Raw genomic sequence first — 23,643 nt, forward strand, 5'->3', positions numbered from 1 at the left:
GCAAAAGCAATTATGCGGTATTAGCACCTGTTTCCAAGTGTTATCCCCCTCTGGTGGGCAGGTTGCCCACGTGTTACTCACCCGTCCGCCACTCACTTCTTTTCGGTGGAGCAAGCTCCGGTGAAAAGAAGTGCGTTCGACTTGCATGTATTAGGCACGCCGCCAGCGTTCGTCCTGAGCCAGGATCAAACTCTCAATAAAAAGTTGATAACATCTTGCGATGTTTAGCTCATTTGTTTTAAAACTTGCTAGCGAATTGTATTCACTAAATATGGTTTGTTTCTACATAGTAGAAACGCCCTACACATTTGGTTCGTCTTACTTTGTTCAGTTTTCAAAGGTCTAAACTTTGTTGTCGTAACAACTTTTATATCATAACAAGTTTATAATAACTTGTCAACAGTTTTTTGAATTTTTTAAATTTTCTGAAAATTCGTTCGCTAGAATAAAAATCCTATTAGCTAAATGTTAAAAGTTGTACTTTTTAAAAGCTGTGTCTCAAGGACATTTACTAATATAACAATTATGTCACAATTCGTCAACAGTTTTTTTTATTTTTTTCAATATTACTTATTTATTTATCCTTTTTTAATGAATAAAGGTAATTCTATTACTTCATAAACAGACTTTTCTAAAGATGTGATTGTTACTCCTACTAGTCTAATACCACTATTTATCCAATTTAATTCTTCCCACAATTGATTAACATAAAAATAAATTTCTTCCGTTTGACAAATATATTTATTTAATGTCATCCTTCTTGTAACTGTTTCATAAGAATTAGTTCTTACCTTTAGAACGATTGTTTTTCCTTTTAATTCATTTTTCAATAGTTTTTGACTAACTTCTTCTGACAATTCTCTTAAATGATTTAGTACATCCAATTCTTGGATAAGTATTTTTCCAAAAGTTCTTTCTCTACCTATTGATTTTCTCTCTCGATTATTTTCTACTGGATCATTATGGATTCCTCTAACTTTACGATATAAGCTATATCCTTTTTTACCAAACCAATCGATTAACGTCAATTCGGGTATGTCATATAAATCTTTTCCTGTGTATATGCCCATTTCATGCATGAATGGAATTGTCTTCTTTCCAATACCATAAAATTTTTCAATTGGTAACTCAAACAAAAACTTTTGTGCCTCTTCCGGTAGTATAACGGTTAATCCTTTAGGTTTATCGTAATCTGACGCAATTTTAGCTAAAAATTTATTATAGCTGACTCCTGCAGAACTAGTTAGTTCGACTTTCTCATAAATTTTAGATTGAATAAGTCGGGCTATTTTTATTGCACTTTTAATATCTTGTTTATTAAGCGTTACGTCAAGGTAAGCCTCATCAAGAGAAAGAGGTTCAACTACATCAGTGTACTCTCTAAAAACTTCATGAATTTGTTTAGAAACTTCAGCATAATATTCCCGATTTCCTGAAACAAACACGGCATGTGGACATAGTTCATATGCTTTTTTTGCGCTCATAGCTGAATGAATACCGTATTTTCTTGCTTCATAATTCGCTGTAGTGACAACTCCGCGTCCATTTGTATCATTAGGGTGTTTGGCAATGACTAACGGCTTACCTTTTAGACTAGGATTATCTCTTTCTTCTATAGAAGCATAAAAAGCATCCATATCAATATGAATAATTTTCCGAGATAAATCATTGATTAACGGAAACCTTAACCCATTTGACATAAACTAACCTCCAAAAAAAGAATATACGTTCGTATCAATTATACCACGAAGACACAAAAAAACCACCAAAGCCGTCGCTCTAGTGGAAATGAAGGTTGTAAATGATTCTATTTTACTTATAAATAGAATTCAAAAACCAATTCGGGATAATTGGTATGCCATTCATCATACGACTTATGCATTAAATTCATCTGACTTTAAGGTATCAATATAATAAAAAAAGAATGAGAATCATCTCATTCTTTAAAAACTTGTCCAAATTTCATCTTCTTCCATTACTTCTTCTTCTAAAAATTTTCCTTTAGATAAATCATCATAGAACGCTGCTTTCGTCGCATTAATATATGGATTAATCCATAATAATCCTATTCCCATTGTTAGCATTCCCACAAAATACCACCCAATAAAACTAATATCTAACCAAAATAATCGACCTTTATGCCCATCCATTAATTCACGACTTTCAGTTATAAAACTTGTAGCGCCCATACTCCTTGTATCACGAGATGAAGATAAATCTTTATAAATAAAGTTTGCTTGTGAATAAGAATATCCTTTTACAATACCTGGAATAATAAATAATAAAGTCCACAAGTATTGGAAAACATATGTCAAAATATTAATCAATAATACTGGAACAAAATCATTTCCATTAAATAATCTAAACGATTCTTTAAACGACATATCTTGTGATTTTCCACGCCTTATGACATCTAAAAAAGTAAATGAAATACCAATTGTTAAAAATGTTATAACAAAACTAAATATAGGTCCTGCTAATGGAGCAGATCCTACTGAAGCAATTGCCGCTACTACGTCTGAAGCAGGTGATTCATCATCGAAGTCTTCCTCCCATGTATATTCATGTTGAATACTATCATAGTCGTCTCCCGCTATTTTTGAATAATTTGATTGGTCACTTGCCGTCGTGACAATAAATAATCCAAACACCACTATTATTATAGTAAGAAAGAACATTGAAATCATTTGAATGATTGATGGTACCAAATTCAACATTACTGCTTCTTTCCATCGTCCTCTGAGTGATTCTTTTGCTTGCATTTTAAGTTCTTTAGAGGATTTATACATACATATCACATCCCTCTCCTTTTATTGACACTTATTTTATCATTTTTTTTTTCAAATGAATAACATTTATATCATATCAATAATGTCTCCACTATTTAATAGAATCAATTTAGAAGATGTCACGTTTCTTTGATAAATTTCTTCTAACGCTAATTGATAAAGTGTTAATTGACCAACATAACGTTGTTTTAATTTTTCTAATTCTTCAATACTAGCATCTTTAGGCACATAATCTGTTTTAAAATCATATAAAATAAGCTCTGAGTCTGTTAAGACAAATCCATCAATAATCCCATGAATCAATACAGTATCCTCTTCTTTAGTCACATAATCTTGATACAGCTCTTTAGCTGGTAATAGTAAGGAAAAGGGTTGTTCTCTTCTAGTAAATTCATGGTGTGCTAATAGATATTCGCCAAATGTTGTATCAAAAAACGACTTTATTCTATTGATAGGTAATATAGCTGCTAATTTTTCTGTAAAAACACCATTTTGTATCATTGTCTCTATTTGTGCCTCTATATCTTGTTCTGTTGGCTTTTTATCAAGAGGTAGCAATTGCATCAATAAATGTACTGCTGAACCAATATCTGTCGATTTAATTTGGATATCACCTTCCATAAATTTAGGCTTAGCACTATCACTCAATACTTCCCTATGTGCTTTTATTTGTTTCTCTTTTGAGAAATTAAGTGTTGGTACATCCTTCATATCAGGTTCTTCAAATAATCGTTTAACCTCAGAAACAGACTGATAACTTGCCGTCATAGTGGCATCTTTTTCAGGATAAGAAAAATTTAAGCGATCTACTACTTCTTTTAGTAATTTAACATTTGGTTTCACATCAGATATTTTTAACCCTTCTTCTTGCCCTCCTTGAACCATATGTCTAGCTAGAATATCCTTTTCTTGATAAAAATGAATTGAAAACTGACCTGGATGTTTCTTTAGTCCTGGTAAAACAGCCACATCACTCGTTGGAAAATAAGTTTCAAAGTCTGGATGCCTTACTAAAGACATGCCTATCCAGTCCATCAAACTTGATGTTGACTGTCTACTTGCGGTCGGTAACACTATATGCTCAGTACTGGTTGAAGTTGCCCATTTCTTATAAGCATCATCTTTACTTTTATAGGAACCGACTAAGTAGAGCTTTTCTTCTGCACGAGTTAGCGCCACATATAATTTACGCATCTCTTCAGCCAAAAGTTTTTGTTTTTTATATTCTCTAATCACATTGAAAGGAAAAGTATCATATTCTAATCGTTTTTCAATGTCTTTGTATTTGATTCCCATACCAAGTTCTTCATCGAAAACAAATTTTCGTTGTCTAACATCCATAAGATTGAATTGTTTTGACATATCTAATAAAAATACAACAGGAAATTCTAAGCCTTTACTAGCATGAATGGTCATCACTCTAACCGCATCTGCTTCTTCATTAATGTTAGAGGCTTCCGCTAAATCTTTATTTTTTTGCTGCATTTTTTCGATAAACCGAATAAATTGAAATAGCCCCTTAAAACTCATCTCTTCATAACTCGATGCACGATGATACAACGCATGAAGATTTGCTTTTCGTTGCAGACCAGATGGAAGTCCTGCTACATAATCAAGTAAGTCGGTATCTTTATATATTTGCCAAATCAATTCAACTAATCGTTTTCTTCTAGCCAACTCACGCCAATAATTAAACTGTTGATTAAACGTCTCGATAATTTGATATAACTGACTGGATTTATCCCCGTCTATTAAAAATTTCTGCAAGGCGTCATAATAATAGCCTGTCATGTCATAGCTTTTTAATAGAACCATATCATTTTCACCAATCCCAACAATCGGCGAGCGTAAAATAGCCGCTAACGGAATATCTTGATAAGGGTTGTCGATTAGTTGTAGTAAAGAAATCATGATTCTAATCTCAGTTGCTTGAAAATAATTTTGTGTATCATTCACCATTAAAGGGATATCATACTCTTTAAAAATATCTAAGATATCTAAGTTATTTTTTTTCGTTGGTGTTAACAATACAATATCTTTATAGGTGATTGAACGCATTTTTTCTTCTTTTTTATCAAACAACTCAAATTTCTTATCAATTAATTCTCGAATTTTTAACGCAACAAGTCGTAACTCACCTTCTGTTTTTCCATCTAGTCTAAATTCTAATGACTCCTGATTTTTTTCTTCTGATGTGGTTTGATAAATTAATAACTCTGTATCATAATCCTTACTTTCAGGAAATGACTTATTTCCAACAATTAATTCAGCAGTCGTATCATAATCTAATTGCCCTAATTCTTTATCCATTAATTGTGTAAAGACAAGGTTCGTAAAATCTAAGACATTACTTCTTGAACGAAAATTTTCTGCTAGGATAATGCGACGACCATCTTCTTCTGTCGCAAATTGTTCATATTTTTCAATAAACAAAGTAGGATCAGCTAAACGGAACCCATAAATTGATTGTTTAACGTCCCCTACCATAAATAGATTACCATTATGTTTTTCAGGACGACGTAGCCAATACAAAATCGTTTCTTGTAGTCTATTAATATCTTGATACTCGTCTACCAAAATTTCATTGAATTTATGACGATAATAGGTAGAGGCTTCAGATTCTACCCATTGACCTTCAACTTGTTTTCTTAAAATTGCCAACGTCAAATGTTCTAAATCGTTAAAATCAAGTACATGACGAGATTCTTTTTCTTTAGAAAATCGGTTAATAAATCGCTTGGTCACACTAATTAGCTCTTCAACCACTGACTGTGATTTTTCTAATATCTCTAACATCTCTTCAGGACTTTGTTTGAAATACTGACTTCTTAACTTTCCAATACTTTCTTTTACACCATCTCGTACCAATTTTATTTCCTGGTATTCTTCTTGAACTTCTTCTGATGCTGTTTTTTTAGACGGCGCTTTAATACGCTTAAATGGTGTGCTTATCAAATAATCATAAAAGTCATCAAGTCTATCTTCGGTAATTAAAAATAATAATGTATCAATTAATTGTTTATCGTCACTGACTGTTTCTAGTGTTTTCTTTAGTTCTTCATCACTTTGACAACGATTCACTAACTCATCTATCGTTACTTGAGCTAACAGTAATTGATTTAATACATCTGGTTTCATGTATTGTTGATAGAGTGGCGAGTTGACTAAGCTGTCTGTTATTTGATAATTTTCAAGCAAACTATCTAACCAATTTTCCGGTTCAGAATTCGCTTGAGCAAATAAGTGTATCGAAAAAATGAGTTCCATCAACCCATTATCATTACGGTCGTTAGAAAAATTTTCAGTTAATTGATAAAACGCTTCTCTTTCTTCACCATATAGTTCTTCTCTTAGCTCATCCCAGACATCTTCCTTTAATAGTAAATTTTCTGTTTCATCAGTCAATAAACGAAAAACAGGATCGATATGAATAAGATAATAGTATCTTTGAATGACACGTAAACAAAAAGCATGAAGTGTGCTGATGGTAGCTGTTGGAAGTAGTCCCAGTTGTTTTACCAAATGCTCTTTTTGTGCGGTATCAACTTCTTCTGTAATAGCTGTTTGAATGGCTACTTTAATTCGTTGTTTCATCTCTTTTGCAGCGGCTTCTGTATAAGTCACAATCAATAATTCATCGACATTAACGCCCGACTTAATTTTTTGAATCACTCGCTCAACTAATACCGTTGTTTTACCAGAACCAGCAGAGGCAGAAATCAATAAATTATCCCCAGAGTCATACACTGCTTGCCATTGTTTATCTGTAAAATGGCTATTTTCTGGTTTTACTGGAATATCTATGTTACTCATTTGTCTCCTCCTTTGATTCAGGTTGCAGTTTTTCCATAATCGTTTCTTTTTTCAAGGACTCAATTCGGTGATAATTATTTTCTGGTAACATCACGTCAAATTGACACACACTTTTATATGGACAAAAACCACAAGCTAATCGTTTTTGTTCTTTATAGACTGGATTTAACTCCGTGCTACCTTCATAAATTTTTTCTCCAGCTTGTTTGAAATTATCACGATTATGAGCAACTAAATGAGATAATTCATCTGATGTGATAAATCGTGATGATTTCATTTTTCCACTTTTTAACTGCTCGTATGGGTAAACTAGCGATTTTACCTGAGGGTCAATGGTTTTATCTAATTTTTCTAAAATCACATCATCTTCTACTAACAACCCATCATATTGATACTCTTTTAGTAGTTGTTCATCTAGCGTATCTAATGAGAATTTTTCGTTAACATTGATAACTGGATTTTTAATATGCATGTATAGTGCTCCAGCTGGTTTAGCTGTTTTTCCAACTAACTCTACTGCATTACTTAAGGCAACATCTAAGTACGTAATCATTTGCATGGCTAATCCATAATAAGCATCAACAAAATCAAAATTATGCTTACTCGATTTGTAGTCAATCACGCTTAAATACACATCATCTTCAATAACTAATTTATCCAAGCGATCAATTTTACCTCGTACTTTTACTTTTTTATTATTGTTTAAAACAATTTCTAAACTATTTAATCCAGCTTGTTTTAACGACTCACCAAACAAGACTTCTGTTTGGATAGGGGTCATATTACTTCGTTTAGCTTGATTTTTTAGCGATAAGCACACTCTTTGAATGGTTTTTTCTAACTGATACGACACATATTTCATTCGATTGGTTGTGGACAAAATAGTAAATCGTTTATCTCCTAGTATTTCCTGTAACACCGTTTGAGCAAGTTTCTTCACTTCATCATCTGAAATCTCTGTTAGTTGGATTTTCTGTTTAATTAGTTCCTTAAAGAATAAATCCAAGGCGTCATGATAAAATTCTCCTGCTGCTGCGGGGGATAACTCAAACTGCTCTCTTTCTTGAATACCAAGTCCATAACGTAAAAAGTACTTATACTGACATTGATAGAAATTTTCAATTTTTGAAACAGACGCATAAATTGTTTCGCCATATAATGTATCAACGGATTGATTGTTTAAGGTTTCGGGAATATTTTTATGCGATAAACTCATAAACAAACGATTTGTTTCAACAGGTAATTGTTTACGAACACGTTTTTCTAGTTGTAAAAATAGCCAAGGAACACTTTCTTTCTTTTCGTCATACTCTCTATAAGTACTCACCAAATCACTGAGTAATAGTTTGTCTGTCGAAATTGAATTTAATACCTGTTCATCTGCTGTTAAAATGGCGTCATGATGAATAATAGGAATAGCAAAATATCGACTTAACTGTTCAATGTATGGTGATAGTTTAACATCTTTGACTTGGTCACGATTTTTAGGTGCACTAAGAATAATTTTGTCTGTGGCTGACAGTAACGCCAAATAAAAGATAAATGGTTCATTAGCCATTGATTCAGTTAAACTATTATTTAAAAAACTGTCTGATCTTAATAATTGAGAAAACACATCTCGTTCTTCATTACTTAATAGTGTTTTATTATCAATTTTTTTAGGTAACACTTGATCTGTTGCCCCAAAAATAAACGTCACACGATATTTTTTTGCTCGAACCCTGTCTAATGATGTTACCACTACTTCATCAATTGAAGCCGGGACTTTACTATAGCTAACGCCTTCTAAACCACTAAGTAAAATGTCCTTAAAAATCTCAAATTCAAAAGTATCATCACCTAATACATCATAATATTCATCTAATAAATCCATCAATGCTCGCCATGTTTGCTCATGATTTTTTGCTTCAGTTAAATGTCCCCTTTCAATTTCTTGTTGTTGCATTGCTTGAAGCTGTTTATCGACACCAATTTCTAGTAAAAATTGATAGAACGTTACAATAGCTTCTTTATTAGTAGTAGATTGTTTTAATTTCTCAAAGAACTTAGGTAAATGGGTCGCAATCAATCGTCTGATATCATTAGATTGTTCTTGAATAACTTGTTGATTATCCAAAGTATCATCATCTGTATTATATTGATAGGCCACATACACCCAATCTTCTTTTTTAATCCAGTCACTTCCACTATATCCATAAGCAAGCACCACATTTTCTGTATAGTCTGTTGCTTGTCTAAATACACTCATTTTTTCAGACCACGTTTCCAAATCGTCTGTCAAATTAGTATCTGGAAAGCATAATTCTGTCCTTAAAAAGCGCATCACATCTCGGTATTGATAAAATGATTCATCTATTTTAAATAATGAGCGCAACCATTCGACTAAAGGGTGATTTGCCATATCTTCTTCTTCATTAATATAATAAGGTATCGCCATATCATCAAACACTGCCATAATTTCTGAAGCATATGTTTCAATATCTCGACTAATTAAGGCAATCTCTTCATAACGATAACCTTCTGTTGCTACTAATTCTCTAATTTTTGTCCCAATAGCTTTTACTTCTTGATACGTATCTGTACAAGTCCAAAGTGATAACACATTCAAAACGGTCGATTTTTCTACCTTATTTGGCACTAACTCTTGTAAATTTTGCCACCCATGTGCTAATTCACTCATTGATGTCTGACTTTTTGAGTGACATTTAATATCAAATAATACTTTCACTTGATTGTCTCTAGCGACATCATATAATTCTTGATACATTTTTGACGTATTAAAAAACAATTGATAACTATCTAAAGAAGTTTCTTTTGGTGCCTCATCAAGAACTAAATTTATTTTTATTTCACCAGACACTTTCATTAGTACTTCTATTAGTTGTTTTTCTACTGCTGTAAAATTAGTAAATCCTGACACAATAAATTGAACATGAGATAAATCTTTCTCACTCAAATACTCAGCTAATTCTGTTAATAATTCTTTATCAGCAATATGATGAGTGATTAACATCTCTTGATACGTTTGATAAATTAACTGTATATCGATTAATTTTGTGACATAATCTTCTTGACTGGTCTTTTCAGTTGTTGCAATATCTTCCACAACTTCTTGTAAATCAGATGGCGAAACATTTCCTTGTTGTAACTCATCAAATAAATCAAGCAATTGTTGGATAAAACCTGGTCTATCGACTTCACGCTTAAATAACACCAAGTTATCTTTACAACTTATTAAACTTTTTCTTATCAGCATAAACTTTCCAGAATCACTTAGTCTCGTTGCTTGATAACTTTTAGTTTGTTGCATGTAATACCAAGCCAATCTAGAAAAACTAAAGACTTGTAATCTCATACTTGCCATATACTTCTGTTTGCTAAATTTAGGTAACGTATGCATTTTTTTCAATACATTTATTTCCGTTTCAAATTTAACGTGATTAGGCACAAGATAAAACACCTCATGATGCATCGACTTTTCTAACCAGTCTATCGACATACCTAATAAATCTTCTAACACTTCTTTGTCTGCTGTATTTAATATAAATTGAAGACTCAAACATACCACCTCAATCCCTTTATTTATCTTCCTTATTTTAACATATCTCACACATCAAAACTCTCTCATGACTTTTTTAAATTTCATAAAATTTTCATTCACTTTTTTGCTATTTATGATATATTGCTAATATTGAAATGGAGGTTTTATTATCGACGAGAAAAAACAATATGGTCTTGGCACAGCAATTGCCATGATTATCGGTATTTGTGTAGGATCTGGAATATTTTTCAAAGTTGGAAATATTTTAGCTTTTACTGGTGGAAACATATTTTTAGGTGTATTGGTATTTATTATTGGAGCTCTTTGTATTATTTTTGGAAGTTTATCACTCACAAATCTAGCACAGCGTACTACTAAAAATGGTGGAATGGTTGCCTATTTTGAAGAATTTTTTTCAGAGTCTACAGCAAGTGCCTTTGGTTGGTATCAGACATTTTTATATTTTCCTACCATTGGTGTCGTGGTATCATGGGCAGCTGGAACTTACACTACTATGCTACTAAATTTACCTCAAACGATGACTTATCAAATGGGAATTGGTTTTGGATATATGTTATTTTTTTATTGCTTGAATATCTTATCAAGTCAATTTGCTGGGTGGTTTCAAATTATTTCCACAATTACTAAACTAATTCCTTTACTTGGTATTGGGCTTATCGCATTGTTTTGGTCAAAAGAAACACCTGTCGTTCCACCAACTGTTCCATTAGTTGAACCAACAAATGTTGGTCTTGGATGGTTAGCAGCACTTGCTCCTATGGCTTTTTCCTATGATGGATGGCCTATTGCTTTATCCATCTCACATGAAGTCAAAGGTGGTAGTCAAACGATGAAAAAAGCCTTATGTTTTGGTCCGATTATCGTTCTAGTTGTCTATCTATCCTATTTTCTAGGTCTCACACATATTCTAGGTCCCGAATATATCTTATCTATGGGTGAAGGGGCTGTTATGAAAATTGGTGACATGCTATTTGGCAATATTGGTCAAAAAATTATTTTATTATTCATCCTTGTAGCATTATTTGGGGTAATAAATGGGGTTACTTTGGGACATATCCGCATGCCATATGCTTTAGCAACAAAAAATATGTTACCAAATAGTCAAAAAATAGTAGATAATTATCATCAAAAAAAATTAGGTAGTCAGTCTGCTATTATTGCCTTATTGACTTCTTGCGGTTGGTTTATTATTCACTACATCACACAATACTTCCAGTTAATGGGATTGGGTGACATTGGTGAAATTGCGATTGTGTTTGGTTATTTGTGGTACATCGCACTTTATTTTAAAGTCATTAAACTTTATTTAGACAAAGACATTAAAGAAACCTTTACGGGACTTATTTCACCTATTTTAGCAATCCTTGGGGGATTAATTATTTTATTTGGTGGATTTTATAATAATCCAGTCTTTGAATTTATCTCTTTTGGAATTTGCTTTTTATTTTGTTTATTTGGTTATATCATCTTTAGAAAAAATCAATCCAACAATATGATATAACAGTAAAAAAGAAACGATTTTTTTCGTTTCTTTTTTTATACCCTCTTTTTATTTCTCAATCAAAATGTTATGATATATCATATAAAAATAAAATAAAAATGATATATCAAAGGAGAGTTTAAATGTTACTTTCAAACATCGATACACGTCACGGGACAGCTAATCAACATAGCTACTCTAATGGGAATACCTTACCTTATACCGGTGTGCCATTTGCAATGAATTACTTCTGCCCGCAAACCGCACATCAAAATGGGAGTTGGTGGTTTCATCCAAGAGATCATACTTTCCAAGGCATTCGTTTAACCCATCAACCAAGTCCGTGGATGGGGGACTTTTCTCATTTATTACTTTTACCTGTATCAGGAGCTATAAATTCCACTGATTTATTTTTTAACCAAGGATCTTATCGACCTGAAGAAGCAACTTTTCAACCACATTATCTATCGATTTATTCTGAAAGGCATCGTATCTTAACAGAATTGACAGCGCATACTTATGGTGCACATATAAGATTTACCTTTAACCGAAAAGATATGACGGCCGGAATGCTTTTTACCGCTCCTGGTATTAAATCACTCACCATTAAAAACAATCATTTAACTGGCTATATTTCTAATATAGCTGGTTGTGAAGATAAAAAGTTAAAAATGTATATCGACCTTTCTTTTTCTACAAACATTGAGTCTTTAAAATACCATGAACATAATCACATGATTGATTTAGGAACTCACTACAAAGGAGAAGAAGAAACACTTTATCTGTCATTTGACAAATTAGCTTCTGATGGAGTGCTTGATGTACAACTTGCGACATCATTTATTAGTCAAGAACAAGCGACACTCAATCTAGAACGCGAATTACCTCATACTTTTGAGGAACATAAAAATCTAGCTGCAGATAAATGGCTAAATTATCTCAATCGAATTGAAGTGAGCGACAAAAGTAAGGATAAAATTTCACTATTTTATCAAATGATGTACCGTTGTTTTTTATTCCCACAAACGTGGTACGAATTAGACAAAGACAACCAACCAATTCACTATGACACGTTAAGTAAAACCATTAAATCAGGTTATTATTATACTAATAATGGTTTTTGGGATACTTGTCGTTCGCTTTTCCCTCTGTATTCACTTATCGCAACAGAAGAATATGAAAAAATGCTGGCAGGTTTCTATAACGCGTACAAAAATAGTGGCTATTTACCCAAATGGCTCTCTCCTGATGAAAGAGGTTTAATGCCTGGCACATTGATTGATGCTGTCATCGCTGACGCTGCAGTAAAACATATTGCCACAGACAAGATGCCTGATTTCCTTGAAGCCATGTTAAAAAGTGCCACAACCGTTAGTGGAAAGGATAATTATGGTCGATCTGGTACACTTGACTATCTAACTTATGGCTATGTACCAAATCACTATCACGAAAGCGTCAACCACACTCAAGATTATGCTTATAGTGATTTTTGTATTTCACAAGTGGCTGAGTTGTTAGATGATAAAGACTTGGCAAAAAAATATGCTAAACAATCACTTAATTATCGAAACTTAATTGACTTTGACTATGGTATCTTACGTTCAAAAGATAAAGATGGACAACCAAGAACACCTTTTAATCCTTACGCTTGGGGACGTGATTATGCTGAAGGAAGTGCTTATCAAAATAGTTTTGCTGCATATCATGACTTTGGTGGATTGATTCAATCACTTGGTGGAAAAGATCGATTTAAAGAAATCATCACGGATTTGTGCAATACTTACCCTATTTTTGATGTTGATGGCTACGGGTTTGAAATTCATGAAATGAGTGAGATGGCAGCCATTGATTTTGGACAAATTGCCATTTCTAACCAACCTAGTTTCCATCTGCCATTTTTATTTAACTATATTGCAGAACTACCAACTACCCAACACATTGTAAAAGAATTACTATCAAAAGCCTTTAAATTAGGATTTGATGGCTATCCAGGAGATGAAGATAACGGTAGCATGAGTGCTTGGTTTGTCTTGAACAGTTTAGGGTTTTATCCTGTGACTCCAGGTAGTGGTGAATATGTCATAGGTATTCCTATTGTTGATAAAGCGGTGATTCATTTATCAAATGGCAATGACTTAACCATTCAGACAAACAATAATGTCCCACAATATCACTATTCAAAAAATATCTTGAGAAATAATCAGCCTTACAACCACCTCTTCTTTACACATAATGATTTAATGACAGGTGGAAACATAGAGTTTGACTTATGCTTAGTTCCACCAATTAAACACTACACAGAAACTGATTTACCTTTCTCATTAACATAAAAAAATCTAGCGGAACTATTCTCCGCTAGATTTTTTTAGATAGGTTTCATAATAAATAATAGGTATCTGACTTCCCACACGATGTTTTTTAGTCATTAACTCCTGATACAGAGTATGTGCTTTTTTATTATTTTTTGATATCATTGCTTGCCATAACTGGTCTTCTAACATCACTCTTTCAAACCAAGGCTTAATCTCTATCAAAAAGTTAGGATTGTTCATTTTTTTCAGTGTTTCAACCGCTTGACTTAATTCTTTCAAAATATCTGTCAAGGCATCAATATCTTGTTGCTTTACTAACTGCTGCCACTCTACTGGTATGCTTGGTTCAAGATGTCTATTGGTAAAATGTTTTGATAAAATATCTAATGCTCGACCATTCTCTTTTGTTTGACCATACTCCTGTAATACTTGATGCCACATCGCTAAATCATTTGCTCGATCTGTTTGCCACATATATTTTGCACTATGTCCAACTGTTATTTTAGATAGTTCCCACTGGGCCATTGGATTGAGTACAATTCCTAATACATTATACTGATTATCTGATAACTGTTTACTTCGATTGCTATACTGACTTAAAAAAATTAATTCATTATCTTGTTCAAAATCATTAACTGGTACATTATCCCAAATAATCATCTGACGTTGATAAATATCAGACATTTTTTTTATATCTTCAGTCGTAATATGTCGAGATAGTGTTGTCGGTCCTGTCCAAAATAGTGGAATATCTTGATGTAACAATCTTGTCAATTCTTCTAAATAAGGGGAATCATAGTGATTATCATATTCTGTTGGACACGCAACAAATTTAACATAAGGAATCTCTTCTACTAAATAATCATAAACAACGTTCATCAAATACGCATGCGCTTGAGCACTTGTTTTAAATTTTTTCTTCACATCATCACTTAATTCATAAGCAATATCATCCATTAATAACCCAAAATGTGTCACACCTAATTGCACCATTTGTTTCAATTTATGTTTTAACACGGATAAATCTGTGTTATCTAAATAATTCAAGTCATTTCCTGGGCTTATCATATACCAAAAGTCAATGCGATTAGCTGTTGATAGATTTAATAACTCTCTAAACTCATCTAGTTTCTCTTTGGAATATAACTCTCGCCAAAGTTTTCGTTGATACTCATCATCTTTTGGGGCATACATATAAGTGTTCATTCTCTTTGAAGATAAAAAAGTAAGACAATCTTTTCTCATCTCATGTGACCACGGAATACCATAAAACCCTTCGATTACTCCCCTCACTTCAAATGACGGAGTATGTGTCACTTTTACTATCGGTAGAAATAATTGACTTTTATTTTTAACAATCAATCTTTGTAATAATTCGATAGCAAAACGGCAACCGTTCATCGTGCGACTGTCAATCAAAATTGTCTTATCTTCCGTGATAGATAACATAAAGCCATCATTTGATAAGTTTCTGTTAAATCGATGCTTTACTTGAAATTCTCCGTGTTCTTTCTCCCATAAAATAAATGGATGAGCTAAATTGAACTGGTCAAAACAATTGTCTAAACTTTCAAATCGAAAAAACGTTCCTGAAAAAGTCATTGATATATTTTTATCTTCTACTACATGATATTGTTTTGTAAACACCACATCATCATATTCAGCTAATACTTTCAACGTTTGGTCTATCATCATATGGTCATCTCTTTTCTACTATTCTTTTATGTACTTTGTCTTGGAATAATGGAAACAGGAATCACATTAACTAATGAGTCAACTGGCTCTCCGTTTAACTGTTTTAATAACAGCTCTCCAGCGACTTCCCCCATACGATAGAAATCTTGTGCAATAGTTGTCAAAGGTGGATCAACTAATTGTGTGGCTTGAATATTATCAAACCCAATAATACCAATTTCATCTCCAATATCCATGCCTTGTTGTTTTAAATACGTCATTAATCTAATAGCAACAATATCATTTTCACAGACTAAACCAACAGATTCTTTTTTGTTATAACAAATAACGTCATAGACTGACTTAAAGAACTGGTCCATAGTTTGTAAAGGGGTTTTCACAATATGTTGAGGTATTAAAGAGGCCTCATAAATTGCTGATAAATAGCCCATGTAACGATCACGAACAGATGAACTTTCTGTTAGACCCGTCCCACTAACAAAAATAACCTCATCATAGCCTTTACTGATTAACTCTTTTGTTGCAAGAGAGCCACCAGATTCATTATCTGCCACAACGCAAGGGTAATGAATTTTTTCGATTTGTTTATCTAATAAAACAACTGGTAGCTGTTGCATCTGACATTGGTATAAAAAATCAATGCTTTCTTGCATATTAATTGGGTAATAAACCACTCCCGCATAGTCACTTGATAAATACAGAGCATCCTCAGTCTGTAACCAATCATGAGATTGCATGTGTAAACGATAATCTGATGCGTTAAGTGAGGCAAGTATTCCTTCTGCATAATTTCCTAACCCCTCGTTTTGAGCAAACGGCATAACAAACAGTAAGGTATTATTTTTTTCTTGCTGTGCTACTTCTTGACGTTTTTTGACAAAACTTCCTTTTCCTCGTACTCGATAAATTAGTCCTTCTGTTTCAAGTTCCATTAGTGCTCGCTTAGACGTAATCCGACTAACATCATATTTTTCAGATAATTCTAATTCTGTTGGTACTTGCGTTTCTTCTTGGTACACGCCAGTTAGTATATCTTTTTTTAATTCTTGATATATTTTTTTATATAATGGCTGCTTTGGCATCTCTTCCCCACTCCTGACTCCTTATTTTCATTGTACATCATACCATATATATCAAAATAAAAAATATGATGAAGCACTAGACACTTATAATGATATATCATATAATAAGAATTGTAAATAAAAGATATATCATTAGGAGGGCTATTATGGCTTATACTGAAATACCACAATCTATTCAACACTTTATGGAACAAATGACACAAAAATGCCACGAAGCAAATCAACCTAGATGGGCAGAAAACTTCAATGCTGGATTTGCTAACACATTGTTAACGACTGTTCGTCGCTATGATGATGGAACTACGTTTCTTTTAACAGGTGATATTCCTGCTATGTGGTTAAGAGACTCAACAGCTCAATTTCGTCCCTACCTAGTCATTGCTAAAGAAGATGACGACATTCGTTCGCTTATTACTGGTCTAGTTAAACGACAATTTAAATACATTAACATGGATCCTTATGCCAATGCTTTTAATGAAACCCCTAACAATAAAGGACATCAAACCGATCATACTGAGATGACTCCTTGGATTTGGGAGAGAAAATATGAAATTGATTCATTATGTTATCCTGTCCAATTAGCTTATCTTTTATATAAACAAACAGGCGAAACCTCTCAGTTTAATGAAGAATTCCATGAAGGCGTAAAAAAAATACTATCCGTATGGGAAACAGAACAACACCATGACCAATCTCCTTATTGTTTTGAAAGAGACACAACACGATTGGAGGATACGTTAACTCATGACGGAAAAGGCACACCTGTTGACTATACTGGGATGACATGGTCTGGTTTTAGACCAAGCGATGATGCGTGTCAATATGGTTATCTTGTCCCATCAAATATGTTTGCTGTGGTGGTTTTAGGCTATATTGTTGAACTCTATTCAACTTTATTTACAGACAATGCTGTACTAGAACAAGCAAATAAACTAAAAAAAGAAATCGATGATGGGATTAAAGAGCATGCTATTGTAGAAAATAATGATGGCGAGAATATCTTTGCTTATGAAGTAGACGGAAAAGGACATTATTCTATTATGGATGATTCAAATGTGCCGAGTTTAATGGCCGCTCCTTACCTTGGCTATCTAGATAAAAACGATCCACTCTATCTTTCAACTAGAAAAACGTTACTAAGTAAAGAAAATCCTTATTTTTATGAGGGTGAATTTGCTAAAGGGATTGGCAGTTCGCACACACCAGAAAACTATGTTTGGCCGATTGCTTTAGCTATAGAAGGTCTAACCACAGATGATAAACAAGAAAAAGAACAGATTTTAAATTTACTCGTTGATTGCGATGGTGGCACACACTTGATGCACGAAGGATTTGACGTTAATAATCCAAATCACTTTACCCGAGAATGGTTTTCTTGGGCGAATATGATGTTTTGCGAACTCGTTATGGATTACTTTGATATCACCATTGAGGCACATTACAACTAAACAAGGGAGATTCTGACATGAAAAATAAAAAAGTGTATATCATATCTCATAGTCATTGGGATAGAGAATGGTACTTACCTTACGAGCAACATCATATGAGACTGATTCGTTTGATGGATGATTTACTAGAAATTTTTGAAACCAATCCAGATTTCAATAGTTTTCACTTGGATGGCCAAACGATTATTTTAGATGACTACCTACAAGTACGTCCTGAAAAAAAAGAAGCGGTAGAACGTGCCATTAAAAACGGAAAATTACGGATTGGTCCATTTTATATTTTACAAGACGATTTTCTTATTAGCAGTGAAGCCAATACACGTAATACGCTGATTGGTCTAGAAGAAAGTAAAAAATGGGGAAAGCCTGTCATGTTGGGTTACTTCCCTGATACCTTTGGAAACATGGGACAAACACCTCAAATGATGAAAGAAGCAGGGATTAAAGCGGCTGCCTTTGGACGTGGTGTCAAGCCAACTGGATTCAACAACGCTGTGATCAATGACGAAAAATACGCATCTCAATTTTCTGAAATGTGGTGGGAAGGACCTGATAGCACTAAAATATTTGGCTTATTATTTGCCAACTGGTACAGTAACGGCAATGAAATTCCAACAACGAAAAAAGAAGCAATTGAATTTTGGGAGAAAAAATTGGCAGACGCTAACCAATATGCTTCAACGGATCATCTTTTAATGATGAATGGTGTGGATCATCAACCTGTTCAAAAAGATGTGACACAAGCCATCGCTTTAGCTAACGAGCTCTATCCAGACATTGACTTTATTCATAGTAATTTTGATGATTATTTAGCTGCTGTCATGTCTGATTTACCTGACAACTTGAGTACCGTGACTGGGGAATTAACGTCACAAGAAACGGATGGTTGGTACACATTAGCTAACACGGCTTCTGCTAGAATTTATATCAAACAAAAAAATACTGAAGTCCAACGACAATTAGAAAATATCACAGAACCATTGGCAACTATGGCCTATGACATGACAAAATCTTATCCACATGATGAGCTTCGTTATGCTTGGAAAACCTTAATGCAAAACCACCCACACGATAGTATTTGTGGATGCAGTGTGGATGAGGTTCATCGTGAAATGATGTCACGTTTTGATAAGGCTCTAGAAGTTGGTAAATACTTAGCAGATGAGGCTACTTTGGCTTTAACAAGCAATATTGACACAAGTAACTTACCAACAAATAGTAAACCGTTTGTTGTTTTTAATACAGCTGGTGTCGAAAAAAATGAAGTCATTGAAACAACGATTGAATGGATGCGTCGCCCGTTTTCTCAAGGGAAGCCGAATGAGTTATATGATGAATTAAAACAAATCGCCAAAACATTAAATGAATTTCATGTAGTAGATAGTGATGGAACTATTATTCCAAGTGAATTAGTGACTGTGGATGTCTCTTTTGATTACGATTTACCAACTGATCGTTTTAGAATTCCTTATATGGCAATTTTTGTAACAATCAGATTATCTCTTGCGTCATTCAATGAAATGAGTTGGCAGTCATTTGCCTTAGTCGAAGGGGCATCCCAAGCTAAGGATAAGACTTTGTTTGATAAAAACACTCAAACGATTGAAAATGATTATATTAAAGTGGCTATACAAAATAATGGACTGATTGATATAACCAATAAAGAAACCAACATCACTTACCCAAGTGGATTAATATTTGAAAATGTAGGAGATGTTGGAAATGAATATATTTTTAAACAGCCAGAAAATGATACTCCTTTATATGCACATGATTTTCCTACAACAATTAACGTCGTAACAGATACACCATTAGTATGTGAAGTGTTGATTGAACAGCAAATGATGATTCCACTTTCAGCGGAAGACTTATTACAAGAGGAAATGAAAGCTGTCATTGAAATGCGGGATAGACAAGCACAACGCAGCAAAGATTTAGGCACACTTACTCTTAAAACAACTTTAAGGGTAGAAAAGAATAATCGTCAAATTAAATGTCACACTGAATTTGATAATCAAATGCGAGACCATCGCTTACGCGTTCTTTTCCCGACTGATTTAACTACAGAAACTCATGTTGCCGAAAGTATTTTTGAAGTAGTTGAAAGACCAAATACTGTACAAAATAAACATTGGGAGAACCCAACAAATCCACAACATCAACACTCGTTTGTAGCGTTAAGAGATGAAAAAAATGGTATCACCATATCAAATTACGGTTTAAATGAGTATGAAATTCTAACTAACAATACTATTGCTGTGACATTGCTACGTGCTGTTGGTGAATTAGGGGATTGGGGGTATTTCCCAACGCCAGAAGCTCAGTGTCTTGGCAAACAATCGGTTGATTTTGCCATAGAAGTCACAACTGAAAACACATTATTTGATTCTTACAAACGTGCTCAAAGTTTGCAAATCCCAACAACAGTCAAACAAACAATACATCACACAGGCGTGTTAGCTCCTAATTATCAATTCTTATCCATTGATGGTAAACAGTTTGCATTGACTGCTCTTAAAAGACAAGAGTTTGGAGAAGATATTATTACAAGAGGATTTAACTTATCCAATCAAACCTCTTCTACTCTTAATCTAGAAATAAATGAGTACACACCATTTGAAGCCAATATGATTGAAGAATTTAAAGAAAATACGTCGGTCTCTACTATTATGGAACCTGCGAAAATCCAAACATTACGTTGGAAAAAGAAATAAAAAATAACACTCTATTTAGTCAGATGATTAAATAGAGTGTTATTCGTTATTTCATTAATCCTTCATGAATGGTATCTAAATTCCATTTCAACATATCATAATAAGTGTCTCCTGTTTCACCTTTTTTTGCTAGTGAATCAGTAAATATCGTATCATAAATTGGAATACCTGTTTCTCGTGAGACAGTCTCCATACTGCGAGCATCCACACTTTGTTCAACAAATAGATTGGGCACTTTTGTTTGTTTAATCTTATCAATGATTTGACTCATCTGATCAGGTGTCCCTTGGTTTTCTGTGTTGATTTCCCAAATATACGCTGCATTCACCCCGTAAGCTTTAGAAAAATATTTAAATGCGCCCTCACTGGTTACAAGTAGATTTTTATCTTTTGGAATATCGGCAAATCGACTGGTATTTTCATTATGTAAGGCTTCTAGTTTTTCTGTATAAGCTTTGGCATTTTTTTCATAATCTTCTTTATGTTTCGCATCTTTCTCAACTAAAACATCCTTGATATTATTCACATAAGTGATACCATTTTTTAATGATAGCCAAGCATGAGGGTCTTGCTCACTTTCTTGCCCCTCACTCGTTAGATACATTGGCTCAACATTTTTACTGACAACAAAATAATCTTCATTTTCTTTTTTCTTACTTGTTTGCATTAATTTTAAGAACCAGCCATTGCCACCTGTTTCAAGATTCAACCCATTATAGAAAATCACATCCGCATCGGTTGATTTTGAGATATCCTCAGGAAGTGGCTCATATTCATGTGGGTCTGTACCCCTAGAAACAATACTGTGAACATCAACATGTTCCCCACCCACATTTTCAACCATATCTGCAATAATCGAATTCGTTGCTACTACTTTAAACTTATCATTCGCTGAATTTTTCTCTGTAGATGATTCTCCCGTTGAGCATCCAGCTAAAAAGAATACCATTAACCCTGCTATAAGACTTGATAAAATAAGACTAGACTTCTTCAATGACAACTTCCTCTTTTCTTTTAAAAATAAATCCTTGTTTTGGGGAAAATATAAACGCCATGATAAAAAATACAACAGTGGTCAGAACAATAGTGGCTCCTGAAGCTAAGTTATAGGAATAGCTAAAGAATAAGCCAATCACGGCACTAATGGCACCTAAACTACTAGCAAGCACAATCATCGTTGATAGCTTATCCGTTAACAGATAAGCTGTTGCAGCAGGTGTCACAAGCATAGCAACCACCAAAATAGTTCCTACTGTTTGTAGGGATGATACTGCAACAAGCGTTAAGAAAAACATTAACGCATAATGAATGACTTGAACTTTTAATCCATAGGCTTGTGCCATGACAGGATCAAATGAGCTGACTAATAATTCTTTATAAAATAAAACCACAAATAAAATGACCGCAACTGCAACAGCTAATGTTGTGTACATATCACTTGGTCTAACTGCTAAAACATTTCCAAATAAAATATGATATAAATCGGTCGAGCTTTCGGCAAATGAGATTAAAATAATCCCTAAAGCAAAAAATGAACTAAAGACAATCCCGATAGCTGTATCGTTTTTTAATTTACTTTTTTGTGTCACAAAACCAATCAATCCTGCTGCCATTATTCCAAAAATTGATGCTCCTATCATGTAGCTACCACCAAGCATATAAGACACCGCAACTCCAGGTAATACTGCATGAGAAATCGCATCTCCCATCAGAGACATTCCTCTTAAAATAATAAAGCTCCCAATCACACCTGATACAACACCTACGATGACAGACGTGATTAAGGCGTTTTGTAGAAAATCATATTTTACTAAACCTTCAATAAAATGTTGTATCATTAGTCATTCACTCCTTTAATTACAATTTCACCCATTGTTTCCCCGTAAGCTTGTTGGATTGTTGAGGTCGTAAATGTTTTTGATACTGGACCACTGGCGATTAACTTTTTATTTAAAATAATTAAGTTGTCAAAGTACTCTTTGGTTTTATGTAAATCATGATGAACAATCACAATTGTTTTTCCTTCATCTCTCAACTCTTGTAATAGTTCAACAATTAATTTTTCACTCACCATGTCAATCCCTACAAATGGTTCGTCTAAAAAGATAATATCTGCATCTTGTGTTAAAGCTCTTGCAATAAATACGCGTTGTAATTGTCCACCTGATAGATTTCCTATTTGTCGTTTAGCAAAGTTATCCATTTTTACTTTTTCAAGCGATTCTTTTACTTTTTGTCGATCCTCTTTTTTAGGTCGACGAAATAATCCTAAATTAGGATATGTGCCTAACAGGACCGTTTCATCAACTTTTATTGGAAAAGTTAAATCTATGACACTTCGTTGTTCAACGTAAGCCACTTTCTTTCTGATTAAATCAATGGACTGACCACCTATCGTGACACGACCACTGTCTGTTTTAATCAGTCCAATAATACTTTTTAAAAAAGTCGACTTACCTGCACCATTAGGTCCGATAATCCCTGTGATTTTTCCAGGCTCAATGGATAAACTGATATCTTCTAAAGCTACTTTAGCTTGATATGATACTGATATATGTTGTACATCTATTGGTTCATGAGTTAAATACTCATAAGACATTGTTAATGCTTCTTCTTGCATTTCTTTCACCTTTTCTGTTTTTTTGGATTAGTTTAAATATTTTTTAGGCTAACCTAAACTAAAAACTATTATAACAAATGAGAATCATTTTCACAACTCTATTGTTTATAAAAATACATAAAAAAATA

The 23,643-nt window shown here is 33.5% G+C and carries 13 protein-coding genes and 1 rRNA gene; 4 read left to right on the forward strand and 10 right to left on the reverse strand.

What is annotated here, in order from left to right:
* The 5 genes from AC37UB_RS06570 to AC37UB_RS06590 all read right to left on the reverse strand — a co-directional run.
* Positions 1-201: ribosomal RNA gene (locus AC37UB_RS06570) — 16S ribosomal RNA — on the reverse strand; the annotation flags it as partial.
* A 377-nt stretch (positions 202-578) separates the two neighbouring features.
* Positions 579-1,700, reverse strand: a complete 1,122-nt coding sequence (gene dinB, locus AC37UB_RS06575) for a DNA polymerase IV (protein ID WP_490685482.1) — start codon at positions 1,698-1,700, stop codon at positions 579-581.
* A 243-nt stretch (positions 1,701-1,943) separates the two neighbouring features.
* Positions 1,944-2,789, reverse strand: coding sequence for a DUF975 family protein (locus AC37UB_RS06580; RefSeq protein WP_117973200.1), 846 nt, complete (start codon positions 2,787-2,789; stop codon positions 1,944-1,946).
* A 66-nt stretch (positions 2,790-2,855) separates the two neighbouring features.
* Positions 2,856-6,602 carry a helicase-exonuclease AddAB subunit AddA gene (gene addA, locus AC37UB_RS06585; protein WP_490685483.1) on the reverse strand — a complete coding sequence of 1,249 codons (3,747 nt, stop codon included), beginning with the start codon at positions 6,600-6,602 and terminating at the stop codon, positions 2,856-2,858.
* Positions 6,595-10,161 carry a PD-(D/E)XK nuclease family protein gene (locus tag AC37UB_RS06590; protein WP_241699398.1) on the reverse strand — a complete coding sequence of 1,189 codons (3,567 nt, stop codon included), beginning with the start codon at positions 10,159-10,161 and terminating at the stop codon, positions 6,595-6,597. The genes addA and AC37UB_RS06590 overlap by 8 nt, the downstream gene beginning before the upstream one ends.
* A 187-nt stretch (positions 10,162-10,348) precedes the next feature.
* Between AC37UB_RS06590 and AC37UB_RS06595 the strand changes: the two genes are divergently transcribed.
* Positions 10,349-11,665: an APC family permease gene (locus tag AC37UB_RS06595; RefSeq protein WP_347247404.1), complete on the forward strand. Its 1,317-nt coding sequence runs from the start codon at positions 10,349-10,351 to the stop codon at positions 11,663-11,665.
* Between the two features lie 122 nt (positions 11,666-11,787).
* Positions 11,788-13,974 (forward strand): GH92 family glycosyl hydrolase, encoded by a 2,187-nt coding sequence (locus AC37UB_RS06600; RefSeq protein ID WP_490685484.1) that lies wholly within the window; start codon positions 11,788-11,790, stop codon positions 13,972-13,974.
* 15 nt (positions 13,975-13,989) lie between these two features.
* Here AC37UB_RS06600 and AC37UB_RS06605 read toward each other — a convergent pair whose 3' ends face one another.
* On the reverse strand, positions 13,990-15,651 hold the full coding sequence (locus AC37UB_RS06605; RefSeq protein ID WP_490685485.1) for a protein O-GlcNAcase: 1,662 nt from the start codon (positions 15,649-15,651) through the stop codon (positions 13,990-13,992).
* Between the two features lie 26 nt (positions 15,652-15,677).
* Entirely contained in the window at positions 15,678-16,733 is a 1,056-nt protein-coding gene (locus tag AC37UB_RS06610; protein ID WP_490685486.1) for a GntR family transcriptional regulator, read from the reverse strand.
* A gap of 146 nt (positions 16,734-16,879) precedes the next feature.
* On the opposite strand from AC37UB_RS06610, the gene AC37UB_RS06615 reads away from it, so the two are divergent.
* Both AC37UB_RS06615 and AC37UB_RS06620 read left to right on the forward strand, forming a co-directional pair.
* On the forward strand, positions 16,880-18,181 hold the full coding sequence (locus AC37UB_RS06615) for a glycoside hydrolase family 125 protein (RefSeq protein ID WP_490685487.1): 1,302 nt from the start codon (positions 16,880-16,882) through the stop codon (positions 18,179-18,181).
* Between the two features lie 17 nt (positions 18,182-18,198).
* Complete coding sequence (locus AC37UB_RS06620; protein WP_490685488.1) at positions 18,199-20,895, forward strand: alpha-mannosidase; 2,697 nt, start codon at positions 18,199-18,201, stop codon at positions 20,893-20,895.
* A 46-nt stretch (positions 20,896-20,941) separates the two neighbouring features.
* Here the strand turns inward: AC37UB_RS06620 and efaA are convergent, their stop codons facing one another.
* From efaA to AC37UB_RS06635, 3 genes are read right to left on the reverse strand one after another with little or no spacing between them, the layout of a single operon-like run.
* Complete coding sequence (gene efaA, locus AC37UB_RS06625; protein ID WP_304466100.1) at positions 20,942-21,889, reverse strand: Mn/Fe ABC transporter substrate-binding lipoprotein EfaA; 948 nt, start codon at positions 21,887-21,889, stop codon at positions 20,942-20,944.
* Positions 21,876-22,733 carry a metal ABC transporter permease gene (locus AC37UB_RS06630; RefSeq protein WP_117973209.1) on the reverse strand — a complete coding sequence of 286 codons (858 nt, stop codon included), beginning with the start codon at positions 22,731-22,733 and terminating at the stop codon, positions 21,876-21,878. Before AC37UB_RS06630 ends, efaA begins: the two co-directional genes overlap by 14 nt.
* Positions 22,733-23,515, reverse strand: a complete 783-nt coding sequence (locus AC37UB_RS06635) for a metal ABC transporter ATP-binding protein (RefSeq protein ID WP_233519182.1) — start codon at positions 23,513-23,515, stop codon at positions 22,733-22,735. Before AC37UB_RS06635 ends, AC37UB_RS06630 begins: the two co-directional genes overlap by 1 nt.
* Positions 23,516-23,643: the final 128 nt, after the last annotated feature.

It is taken from the genome of Vagococcus changpingensis, from assembly GCF_058211775.1.

Bases quoted from the DNA above. Each gene is read 5' to 3' on its own strand.
- AC37UB_RS06630 (WP_117973209.1), bottom strand. From the start codon at position 22,733: ATGATACAACATTTTATTGAAGGTTTAGTAAAATATGATTTTCTACAA.
- AC37UB_RS06600 (WP_490685484.1), top strand. From the start codon at position 11,788: ATGTTACTTTCAAACATCGATACACGTCACGGGACAGCTAATCAACAT.
- AC37UB_RS06635 (WP_233519182.1), bottom strand. From the start codon at position 23,515: ATGCAAGAAGAAGCATTAACAATGTCTTATGAGTATTTAACTCATGAA.
- AC37UB_RS06610 (WP_490685486.1), bottom strand. From the start codon at position 16,733: ATGCCAAAGCAGCCATTATATAAAAAAATATATCAAGAATTAAAAAAA.
- addA (WP_490685483.1), bottom strand. From the start codon at position 6,602: ATGAGTAACATAGATATTCCAGTAAAACCAGAAAATAGCCATTTTACA.
- AC37UB_RS06620 (WP_490685488.1), top strand. From the start codon at position 18,199: ATGAAAAATAAAAAAGTGTATATCATATCTCATAGTCATTGGGATAGA.
- dinB (WP_490685482.1), bottom strand. From the start codon at position 1,700: ATGTCAAATGGGTTAAGGTTTCCGTTAATCAATGATTTATCTCGGAAA.
- AC37UB_RS06605 (WP_490685485.1), bottom strand. From the start codon at position 15,651: ATGATGATAGACCAAACGTTGAAAGTATTAGCTGAATATGATGATGTG.
- AC37UB_RS06580 (WP_117973200.1), bottom strand. From the start codon at position 2,789: ATGTATAAATCCTCTAAAGAACTTAAAATGCAAGCAAAAGAATCACTC.
- AC37UB_RS06615 (WP_490685487.1), top strand. From the start codon at position 16,880: ATGGCTTATACTGAAATACCACAATCTATTCAACACTTTATGGAACAA.